General features: G+C 70.4%; 13 protein-coding genes. 8 read left to right on the top strand and 5 right to left on the bottom strand.

What is annotated here, in order from left to right:
* The first annotated feature begins 91 nt into the window (after positions 1 to 91).
* Positions 92 to 424, top strand: a complete 333-nt coding sequence (locus AKJ13_RS12805) for a hypothetical protein (protein WP_050733687.1) — start codon at positions 92 to 94, stop codon at positions 422 to 424.
* 9 nt (positions 425 to 433) lie between these two features.
* Here AKJ13_RS12805 and AKJ13_RS12800 read toward each other — a convergent pair whose 3' ends face one another.
* On the bottom strand, positions 434 to 667 hold the full coding sequence (locus AKJ13_RS12800; RefSeq protein WP_050733686.1) for a DUF2171 domain-containing protein: 234 nt from the start codon (positions 665 to 667) through the stop codon (positions 434 to 436).
* Positions 668 to 874: 207 nt separating this feature from the next.
* On the opposite strand from AKJ13_RS12800, the gene AKJ13_RS12795 reads away from it, so the two are divergent.
* On the top strand, positions 875 to 1,060 hold the full coding sequence (locus AKJ13_RS12795; RefSeq protein ID WP_007564603.1) for a hypothetical protein: 186 nt from the start codon (positions 875 to 877) through the stop codon (positions 1,058 to 1,060).
* Positions 1,061 to 1,084: 24 nt separating this feature from the next.
* On the opposite strand, the gene AKJ13_RS12790 is transcribed toward AKJ13_RS12795, so the two are convergent.
* The gene (locus tag AKJ13_RS12790; RefSeq protein WP_050733685.1) at positions 1,085 to 1,351 is read right to left on the bottom strand and encodes a hypothetical protein; all 267 of its coding nucleotides are present in this window, start codon (positions 1,349 to 1,351) and stop codon (positions 1,085 to 1,087) included.
* Between the two features lie 219 nt (positions 1,352 to 1,570).
* Here AKJ13_RS12790 and AKJ13_RS12785 point away from each other — a divergent pair, with 219 nt between their 5' ends.
* Positions 1,571 to 1,927: a hypothetical protein gene (locus AKJ13_RS12785; protein ID WP_050733684.1), complete on the top strand. Its 357-nt coding sequence runs from the start codon at positions 1,571 to 1,573 to the stop codon at positions 1,925 to 1,927.
* Positions 1,928 to 2,013: 86 nt separating this feature from the next.
* The gene (locus AKJ13_RS12780; RefSeq protein WP_050733683.1) at positions 2,014 to 2,280 is read left to right on the top strand and encodes a hypothetical protein; all 267 of its coding nucleotides are present in this window, start codon (positions 2,014 to 2,016) and stop codon (positions 2,278 to 2,280) included.
* Here AKJ13_RS12780 and AKJ13_RS12775 read toward each other — a convergent pair whose 3' ends face one another.
* Both AKJ13_RS12775 and AKJ13_RS12770 read right to left on the bottom strand, forming a co-directional pair.
* Positions 2,281 to 3,021, bottom strand: a complete 741-nt coding sequence (locus AKJ13_RS12775) for a DUF4336 domain-containing protein (RefSeq protein ID WP_050733682.1) — start codon at positions 3,019 to 3,021, stop codon at positions 2,281 to 2,283.
* A 116-nt stretch (positions 3,022 to 3,137) separates the two neighbouring features.
* Positions 3,138 to 3,716 carry a YgjV family protein gene (locus AKJ13_RS12770; protein WP_050733681.1) on the bottom strand — a complete coding sequence of 193 codons (579 nt, stop codon included), beginning with the start codon at positions 3,714 to 3,716 and terminating at the stop codon, positions 3,138 to 3,140.
* A gap of 494 nt (positions 3,717 to 4,210) precedes the next feature.
* Between AKJ13_RS12770 and AKJ13_RS12765 the strand changes: the two genes are divergently transcribed.
* A complete protein-coding gene (locus AKJ13_RS12765) occupies positions 4,211 to 5,173 on the top strand; it encodes a methyltransferase (protein WP_050733680.1) in 963 nt (320 codons plus the stop codon).
* Positions 5,170 to 6,120 carry an L-histidine N(alpha)-methyltransferase gene (gene egtD / locus AKJ13_RS12760; RefSeq protein WP_050733679.1) on the top strand — a complete coding sequence of 317 codons (951 nt, stop codon included), beginning with the start codon at positions 5,170 to 5,172 and terminating at the stop codon, positions 6,118 to 6,120. The genes AKJ13_RS12765 and egtD overlap by 4 nt, the downstream gene beginning before the upstream one ends.
* A gap of 601 nt (positions 6,121 to 6,721) precedes the next feature.
* Here egtD and AKJ13_RS12755 read toward each other — a convergent pair.
* Positions 6,722 to 6,958, bottom strand: coding sequence for a hypothetical protein (locus tag AKJ13_RS12755; protein ID WP_050733678.1), 237 nt, complete (start codon positions 6,956 to 6,958; stop codon positions 6,722 to 6,724).
* 165 nt (positions 6,959 to 7,123) lie between these two features.
* Between AKJ13_RS12755 and rsgA the strand changes: the two genes are divergently transcribed.
* Both rsgA and AKJ13_RS12745 read left to right on the top strand, forming a co-directional pair.
* A complete protein-coding gene (gene rsgA / locus AKJ13_RS12750; protein WP_050733677.1) occupies positions 7,124 to 8,158 on the top strand; it encodes a ribosome small subunit-dependent GTPase A in 1,035 nt (344 codons plus the stop codon).
* Positions 8,159 to 8,544: 386 nt separating this feature from the next.
* On the top strand, positions 8,545 to 9,402 hold the full coding sequence (locus tag AKJ13_RS12745; protein WP_050733676.1) for a manganese catalase family protein: 858 nt from the start codon (positions 8,545 to 8,547) through the stop codon (positions 9,400 to 9,402).
* Positions 9,403 to 9,412 lie beyond the last annotated feature (10 nt).

Raw genomic sequence — 9,412 nt, 5'->3', positions numbered from 1 at the left:
GGTGCTGGGCCCGATCAAAGCGGCGTCCGACACCGGACCTGTTGCTCGTTCGTTCTAGGCAGGGGACGGCCGAATCAGGCATAGAGGCGGCATGCGCATGCCCGTGCTCAGCCTCCTCACGATGTTCGTCCTGGTCGACATCGGGTCGGCCGCGATGGCGGCTGCGCCGACCGAGCCGCGGGCGCTCGAACTGGCCTGGCACCGATGCCTGCGCGAGGCCTACGCGCACCAGCCGCCCGGCCAGAGCCGGGCCGGGGACGAGCGCAACGCCCTCGACGAATGCAAGGCCCAGGAAGACGCCTTCGTGGCATCGCTGATGGCCGCCGGCCCCCCGGACGGGGGGCGGTCCGGAACCGTCTGGGCCCGGACCTGGGCGGCGTTCGTCGAGCCGCTCACCGCCTGGATCGGCGGCCTGCGGCGCTGACGGCGCGGGTCAGGAAGTCGACCACTCGCGCTTCACCTCCTCGGCCGGCCGGTCGAGATGGACCTTGCCGCCCTCGACCGCCCGCACGAAGTCGAGCGGGATGTAATGGTGCAGGCCGCCCGCCGCCGCGTCGGTCTTGGTCAGCTTGATCTCGCCTTTGTCGATGTGATCGACCGTGCCGACATGGGTGCCGTCCGAGCCGAGAACCTCGGCATGTTCCTGAATCTGCGCAGCGTCGACCATCGGTATCCTCCCTGTGAGGCCGTCAAACCCCGCCCCGCGGGGCGCAGTTCCGGGCTGCGCCATCGGGACCCAGAGTGATCCCCGGGCGGCCGCGGCGTCGCACCGCGCGGGCACCGCTGAACCGCGCTCCGTGCGGATCGTTTGAGTGCCATGACCGATACGAGTGCGAACCCGATGGATCAGGTTGCCGACGCAAGGCGTCATGAGATGGCGACCGAACACTTGCTGTTCGGGACGATCCGCTTCCTGGCCCAGCGGCATCCGGAGCTTCTGGACGAGCTCGACCGCAGCCTGGACCACCTGTGGGATCGGGCCGAGGGCGAGGACCGGGACGACGAGGCCGTGCGCAAGATCGCCGGCCGCATCATCAAGAGCCTGCGGGCCGAGAGCTGACGGCCCGCGCCGCGAACCGGCGGGCTATCGGTTCGTGCAGCCGATACAGATGCCGCGGGTGATCGCGTCGTTGCGCTGCTCAGCCGGGTTGCGCCGCTCGATGCTGCCGGTCTCGTTGGGGCCGAGCGCGCTCGGATTGGGCACCGTCTGCCCGGTTGCGGCGGTGTGGGGCGCCTTCGCGGCTGTGGCCGGGCCGCCGCCGGTGCCCGTCTGGCTCACGGACTGGGCCCAGCCCGGCTGCGTTCCCAAGGCCAGAACGACGAGCGTGGCGATCTTCAAGGGCGCGCGCATGATAACCTCCCGGCGCTTTTTGTCTGCGTAGAACTGACGCAGATACGGACCGAAAGTTCCGCGTCCGGGTCGGGCATCCCCGCTTGGATACGGGTTGCGCGGCGGGCCTGTGCGGGCCCGCACGGCCTCGCCATCCGGCGTAGCGCCTCCTCCCAATTGAGGCTTGGCGTTGACGCGAGACGGCGTGTCCCTGGCGGCGTCGTGCTCCGGGGACGCTTCATGAATCCGACCGTCAAGACCGTGCTGCTGAACGAGCGCGCCGGCATCCAGTCCGCCATCGCGGCCCGCGAGGGAACCGTCTCCGACCTGATGGTCCAATTGAACGGCGTCGAGAACGACATCCGGCGGTTGCGCCACCGTCTCATCGATCTGGACGCGTTCCTGGTGAGCCAGCGGGTCGAGCTGCCCGAGGACGCGCCCCAGCCGAACGCGCCGACGCTGCCCGTGCAGATGGGCCCGCCCGCTCTGCCGGCCTGCACGCCGCTCGACGATTTCGTCCGCCACAGGTCCGGCAAGCGCAAGCTCCTCGCCGACGCCGCGTCCGGCCGCGTCGAGGCGGTGCGCCGGTCGGGCTGAGCGGACCGGGCGAGCGGACCGGGATTGCCCCGCGCCCCCTTCCTGGGGCCTATCTAGGCCCTACGCGGATCCGAGTGGGGTGAGGGATGGGCAACCGGGATGGCGCCGGCGCGTCGAACGCACGGATCGCCGAGGTCCAGCGCCTCGCGACCGCCCTGGCCGCCCGAGTGCGGTACGCGCAGCTGGTCCAGCGGCCGGTCTACGAGGCGCAGATCAACGCCCTGGTCGGGGCGGCGCGTCTCCTCGACGAGGAGAAGGTGCCGTGGCCGCCCATGGTCGAGGAGGTGCTGATGGAGCTGGCCAAGTCCCTGGACGGCTCCGAGGCGCCGGATCTGCCCGGGGAGGGGGCCTGATCAGCTGAAATCGCCGAGCCAGCGCAACGAGCGCCGCAGACGCTCGGTGCCGCCCTGGGCGAACCACAGCCCGTGCGCGAAGATGACGACGGCGGGATTGAGCGCGACGAGATCCGCCGCGGCCCGTGCCGCCGCGGCCCGGCGCAGCTTAATCACGAGGCGCAAATAGGGCGGCGGCTTCCCGTCCGGCGCGGTCATGCCGGCCAGGCGCAGCAAGGGGCGCAGGAGCGCCGGCATCTTCGCCGCTTCCAGGTTGAGCACCAGGTCGGTCAGCACCAGGGTCCGGCTGCGCCCGTGGAAGAACGCGACCTCCCGGAAGCCAAGCCCGCCCGGAACCACGATCTGGCGCAGATCCGCATCCCATTCGGGCGGTGGGGCGTCGGCAAGCTCGCGGTCGATCTTCAGGCCGGAGCGGCGCACCTGGCCGCGCTGGCGCAGGTTCGGCGCCGCCCAGGTCAGGGCCTCCGGGCAATGCGTCTGCCAATCCTTCAGGAAGGTCCAATGCGCGATGTTGGGCGCGACGAGGTGGCGGATCGGCCCCAGCGCCACCAGGGCGCGGTGCAGATCCGCATCGTAGCGCGTCGGTGAGTGCAGCCACAGGCTGCCGTCGCCGAGCCGGATCACGGTCATCCGGACCGGCAGCGGCATCCCGAGGATCCGCAGGGGACCGCTATCGACGATCCAGACGCCCTCGGCGACTGGCTTGAGCACGTCGAGCGGCGGATAGGTCGCCTCTGCCAAGATCCAATCCTCCAGTCGCCCCGGCGTCACGGCCGGAAAGTCAGGCAACCGCCGGAGGCCGAAGGGTTTCCCGGATGGATCGACGCAGATCCGATCGCGGGCCCGATCGCGTGCGCTCAGGCCTGGAGATAGCCGGGCGCGGTGACCGGACGGGGCGGCAGCGCGCGCCACAGGGCGATCCCGAGGCCCAGGATGGTGAGGAGGTCGCAGGTCAGCCCGAAGACCGAGCCGACGAGGAGGTTGTGGCCGGCCCAGCACAGGGAGGCGCCCAGGAACAGCAGGCGCATCGTCTGCGGCGCGGCGTTGAGGCGGGCGGCGGTGGCCAGCAGGGCGCCGAGCGCCGCGCAGGCCGAGGGCGTGCCGTTCCAGGTGGTGATCGTCAGCCAGGCCGCGATCAGCGTGGTGGCGGCGAACAGAGGATGGACCCAGGCGTTCCGGTTCGGCGCGCCGAGGCAGGTCAGGGCGACAAGGCTCTGCACCACCGAAATGGCGCACATCGCGGTGCCGGTAAGGGCGCCCAGGGTCAGGTAATGGGCGCCGAAGCAGGCGGCGCAGGCCGCCGAGCCGCCAAGCATCCATGCGCGGCGCGGCATGAGGCCGGCAATAAAGCCGAGCGTCAGGCCCAAGGATCCGAAGATGTCGAGATGGGTCCCGGCGAGGTCATACCAGGTCAATACGGTGTCGGCGGCAATCATCGGTCGCGCTCAGCCGGCGCGGATGCGCCGTTTCTGGTGCTTGCGCTAAGTTCGCATGGTAATCAGTTGGTTAACGACGGAGGGCCGGGCGATCACGGCGGCGCGAGGGTGGCAGAAGCGCCGCTATCCCAGCCGGCCGGGGGGCGGGCTTCGATCGCCGATCCACCAGTATTCGAGTCAAATCATCGCCCAGATAACATAAGTTACGAGCGCCTGATCTGCGGCAAATTCGGGAACAATGCCGGAGCGATCCGGTTTTCCGGGCATTCACCTCTGGACGTTGCCGGTGCCGATCCCGGCTGCGGTGCGTCCGCCCCTGCCGCCCCCGGCGACCCGACCCGGCGCTTCCATGCAGCTTCCCCGCGGCGCACGCCGCCTTATCGCCGTCCGGCCCCCGGGCCTCAAGGCGGGGCGGTGCATCCCTTCGCCGGATCGGGCCTGTGCGCCGCCGCGCTCTGCGACGAGCCGCCGAAGGGACCCTCGAGGACAGCCCAATGACGCGATCCGATCCCGTGGCCGAGCCCTTCCCGGACAACACGGACGCTTTGCTGGCTCTCGGCCATGCACTCCGTGAAGCCGGCTACAATTTCACCACCGTGACGCCCGCCACCCACGCCATCGTCAACGCGCGATCGCAGAACGCCGAGGCGCGCAACCTGCGCGACGTGGTCGGCTGGTCCCGGCCGTTCCGGGCGGAGATCCTGCCGGCGCCGCTCCTGGCGCTGATGCGGGAGGCCGGGGCGGTGGTCGAGGAGGACGGACTCCTGCGCCCCACCGTCCGGTTCTCAAGCCTCGACGACGAGCTGTTCGCCCATTCCTCCTACCCGCCGAGCGCGACCGACGCGGTGTTCTTCGGGCCCGACACGATGCGCTTCGTCGGCGCGGTGCTGGCGCATCTCGCGGCGCGCAAGACCCCGGTGCGCCGGGCGGTCGATCTCGGCTGCGGCTCGGGTGCGGCCGGGATCTGCATCGCCAAGCGGTCGCCGGGGGCCGAGGTGGTGCTGGTCGACATCAACCCCGCCGCGCTGCGGGCCGCGCGGGTCAACGCCCGGCTCGCCGGCACCGACGGCATCGAGGCCCGGCACAGCGACATGCTGCGCGACGTCGAGGGCACCTTCGACCTCATCGTGTCGAACCCGCCCTTCATGGTCGATCCCGCGGCCCGGGCCTACCGGCACGGCGGCGGCCCGCTGGGCGCCGGCCTGCCGCTGGCGGTGGTCGAGCAGGCGATCGAGCGGCTCGCCCCCGGGGGCAGCCTCGTGATGTTCACCGGTGCGGCGATCGTCGATGGGGCGGACCCGTTCCGCGACGCCGTCGCCGAGGCTTGCGGCCGGGCCGGGCTGGACTGGACCTACCGGGAATTCGACCCGGACGAGTACGGCGAGGAATTGGCGAACGCGGTCTACGCCGATGTCGAGCGCCTCGCCCTGGTCGTCGTCACGGTGGCCCGGCCGTGAGCACACCGATCGGGATCCCCGATGCGCAGCAGGAATTCCTGCGCGATGCCCTGGCGGGCCTGACGGCCGAGCCCAAAACCCTGCCGGGCAAGTATCTCTGGGACGAGACCGGCTCCGACCTGTTCGACCGGATCTGCCACAATCCCGATTACTACCCGACCCAGGAGGAGATGACGCTGCTGCCCCGGGTCGCCGCGGAGCTCGCGGCCCAGGTGGCGCCGGGGGTGACCGTGGTGGAATTCGGCAGCGGCGCGAGCCGCAAGATCCGCACGCTGCTCGACGCCCTGACGGCGCCGGCCGCCTACGTGGCGATCGACATTTCGGGCGAGTACCTGGAGGGCGCGATCCGCCGCCTGGCGCCGGATTATCCCGGCATCGCCATGGTGCCGGTCTGCGCCGATTACTCGAAGCCGGTGCAGCTTCCGGTCGCGGCGGGGCCGGGCGGGATCCTGGGCTTCTATCCCGGCACCAGCATCGGCAACTTCGCGCCCCCGGACGCCGCCCTGTTCCTGGAACGAGCCCGGGCGACGCTCGGGCCGAGCCTGTTCCTGGTCGGGGCCGATGCCACCACCGCGCCCGAGCGGCTGCAGCGCGCCTATGGCGCCGCCGACGGGTTGATGGCGGCGTTCCACCGCAACATCCTGGTCCGGCTCAACCGGGAACTTGGGGCCGATTTCGACCTCGACAATTTCGGGCACGCGATCACACTCTGCCCCGATCCGCTGCGGGTCGAGGCGCATCTCGTGGCGCACCGGCCGGCGACCTACCGGCTGGGCGGGGCGAGCATCGCCTTCGCGGCCGCTGAGCACGTCCGGACCGACACGTCCCACAAATACACCCCGGCGGCGTTCCAGGCCCTGGCGATCCGGAGCGGCTGGCAGCCGCGCGGCCTCTGGCAGGCCGAGGGCGGCAGCTTCGCCCTGCATCTGCTGGAGAGTCCGGGCTGATCGCGGGATTTCCGATGCCGGCACCTGATTCTGGGCGACGGGGGCCGGCTCTCCCGGCTTCGACCGCATGAGGCGCGGGTCCACTCGCCTGGGTGTGGGAGCGGGTTCATAGAACGCGGTCCGGACGGTTCTCGGCGGCAAGAGACGTCTGTCCGTGGCCAACACGCGCCTTCCCTCCCCCTCCGCGGGGGAGGGTGGCCCCCGAAGGGGGTCGGGAGAGGGGAGCAACGGTTCAGAAGACGGCATTGGCCGTCATGCCGGTCGCGCCTTGTCCTGAACCCGGGTTCTTCTCTCCCGATCCTCGCCAACGCGAGGTCCACCCTCCCCCGCAAAGGGGGGAGGGAAGGCGCGCGTGGGGTTGGCCTTGGTTCGCCTCCGGCGGCGATGTGTGAACATCGTGGCTCCCACGGCAGAGGATCCTGTCGCGCTTCGTTATCGCCCTCGGCTCCGAACCGGGATGGCCTCTGGTGCCACGGGATACGGAGCGCGCGGCGCCGGGCGCGGAAGCTCCGAAACCCTGGAGCCTGCCACCGAGGGCTGCCGGTGCGGGCGCGTCGGGACGACGGGGCGTCCCCTGCGGTGGTCGCGACCGAGCGGCCGTCTACGGCGTCTCGAACGGACGGTGCTTGTCGTCAGCGGTATGCCCGGCTGCGCCCTTCGGCACCGCGCTGGTGTCGACCATCGTCCGCTGGTCGCGCACCGGCGGGGGGAAATCCGTGAGCGGGCGCCAGGGCGTCGCCGGCAGGCCCATGCGGATGGCGGAATTTGACGACCGGAACAGCCAGGCCGCGACCAGCATCCAGGGCACGACGAAGAAGACGAAAGCAGTGAGTCCCACGACGATCCTCCGGGGCGATGAGCCGTCCCGGGAAACGCGGGACCGGCCAGCATCGATCCGGCGCCTCCCCGCGCCGTGCGCAGGCCGCTCGCCTGAAGAGCCGCCCCGCCCGCCGCTTCGAGGACGGTCCGCCAGGCGCCCTGGCTATCCGCGCGGGGCCGTGCCATGGGCAACGCGGTGATCGATCATCCCGCCCCCGTCCTTGCGATGTCCCCGACAGGTCTGGGATGGTCCGCGTTCTTCGAGGACCAGCGCAGCCCCCAGGAGGCCGCGCTGGCGGCCATGCGGATCGCCACGGTCCACCGCGCGCGCCTGACCGCCCTGTCCCCCGCCGGCCCCGTCGAGCTGGCGCTCCCGATCCATACGAAGACCAGTGCGTTCGCGGTGGGCGATTGGGTCTTGGTCGATCCCGAGACCCTGACCGTGCAGCGCCGGTTGGACCGCAAGACCGTCCTGGAACGGCGCGTCGAGGGCAGCGCGACCCTTCAGGCCGCCGCGGCCAATGTCGACACCCTATTCGTGGTCACCTCCTGCAACGCCGATTTCAACCCCGCCCGGCTCGAGCGCTACTTGGCGCTGGCCAACCAGGGGGGCGCCGATCCCGTCATCCTGCTCACCAAGGCGGACATGACCGCCGATCCGGGCGACTTCGAGCGCCAGGCCGCGGCCCTGCAGCGCGGGCTGACCGTGCTGGCCGTCAATCCCCGCGTCCCGGAGGCGGCGGACCTCCTGGCCCCGTGGTGCGGCGTCGGGCAGACCATCGCGCTGGTCGGCTCGTCCGGGGTCGGCAAATCGACCCTCGTTAATACCCTGACCGGCCCAGGCCGGGACGCGCCCCAGCAGACCGGCGGCATTCGCGAGCACGACGCGAAGGGGCGCCACACCACGACGGCGCGGTCGCTGCACGCCATCGCGGGCGGCGGCTGGGTCATCGACACGCCGGGCATGCGCACCCTCCAGGTCAGCGACGCCGCCGACGGCATCGCGACCCTGTTCGCCGAGATCACCGAGCTCGCCCCGTCCTGCCGCTTCCGGGACTGCACCCACGCGCATGAGCCGGGCTGCGCCGTGCAGGCCGCCATCGCGGACGGCCGGCTGGACCCGGAGCGGCTGACCCGCTGGCGCAAGCTGCTTACCGAAAGCCGCGGACCCGCCTCGATCCCCGCCGGGCCGCGCGGCCGCAGACGGCCGCATTCCTGATCAAGCCGAGCGTCCGGCCCGTTCACGCCGCCTTGGCGCGCGATCACCGCGCAACGCAGCCCGGTGGCCGAAGCCATTGTGCCAGCAAAAAGTTCGGGTTCCTTCCGTGCTGCCAAGGTTACCGGAAGATCGATCGCAACATAGGTTTATCTTGGCTCACAGTCTCAGAAGCTTGGGCGTGCCATCCACTAACATGGTTTGGTTTTTACGCCATTTTATGGGCGAACTAGGCTGAAAATGGCCTGCCGGTCTTAAAAGAATACTGAACCAATAGCCCGAAGCGCGGTTGGTCGAGGAGCGAGGCGGGATGCCCTGACGGGCCATCGCGTCCCCGAAAGCGCGCGCGGTGAAGTCCCGTGCCGTGCCTCCAGCAAGGACCGGACAGCATGTATTACCTCGACAAGCGCCTCCAATACCCCGTGAAGGTCGACAAGCCCGATCCGATCTACGCGCGCATGCTTCAGCAGGCGATCGGCGGGATCGAGGGCGAGATCCGCGTGTGTATGCAATACTTCTTCCAGGCTTGGGGCAATCGCGCGCCGACCACGAAGTATCGCGACATGCTGCTCAACACCGCCACGGAAGAGCTGGGTCATATCGAGATGCTCGCCACCGCGGTGGCGATGAACCTCGAGACCGCCCCCACGAAGGTGCAGGAGGCGGGCGCCGCCGACGCGATCGTCGGGGCCGTGATGGGCGGCGAGAACCCGCGCCACATCGCCGAGGGCATGCTGCACAAGACGCTGCTGTCCACCGGCATGGCGGCCTTTCCGGGCAATTCCGACGGCCTGCCCTTCGACATGAGCCACATTTACGCCAGCGGCAACATCGCGGCTGACATGTACTGCAACGTCGCCGCCGAGAGCACCGGCCGGGTTCTGGCCGTGCGCTTGTACAACGCGACCAACGATGCCGGCATGCGCGACATGTGGAGCTTCCTGATCGCGCGCGACACGATGCACCAGCAGCAATGGCTGGCGGTGATCGAGGAGCTGGGCGGCCATCAGGGCAACCTGCCGATCCCGAATTCCTTCCCGCAGGAGAAAGAGAACCAGAAGTTCAACTACAACTTCTTCTCGTCCTCGGCCGACGGCTCGCCGCCGCCCGAAGGCCGCTGGACCCAGGGCCCGTCGCTCGACGGCAAGGGCCAATACAGCATCGTCCAGAACCAGCCGATGGGTCAGGAGCCGGTGCTCGGCCCGGCCCGTCCCGACAGCGCCGCCCAGTCCGAACAGATCGGCTGAGCTCGCGGCG

The sequence above is a fragment of the Methylobacterium sp. ARG-1 genome, assembly GCF_001262595.1.
GTDB classification, from domain to species: Bacteria; Pseudomonadota; Alphaproteobacteria; order Rhizobiales; family Beijerinckiaceae; genus Methylobacterium; species Methylobacterium brachiatum.
Note: the sequence above shows the minus strand (reverse complement) of the source record. Positions and strands in the feature narration are given on the sequence as shown.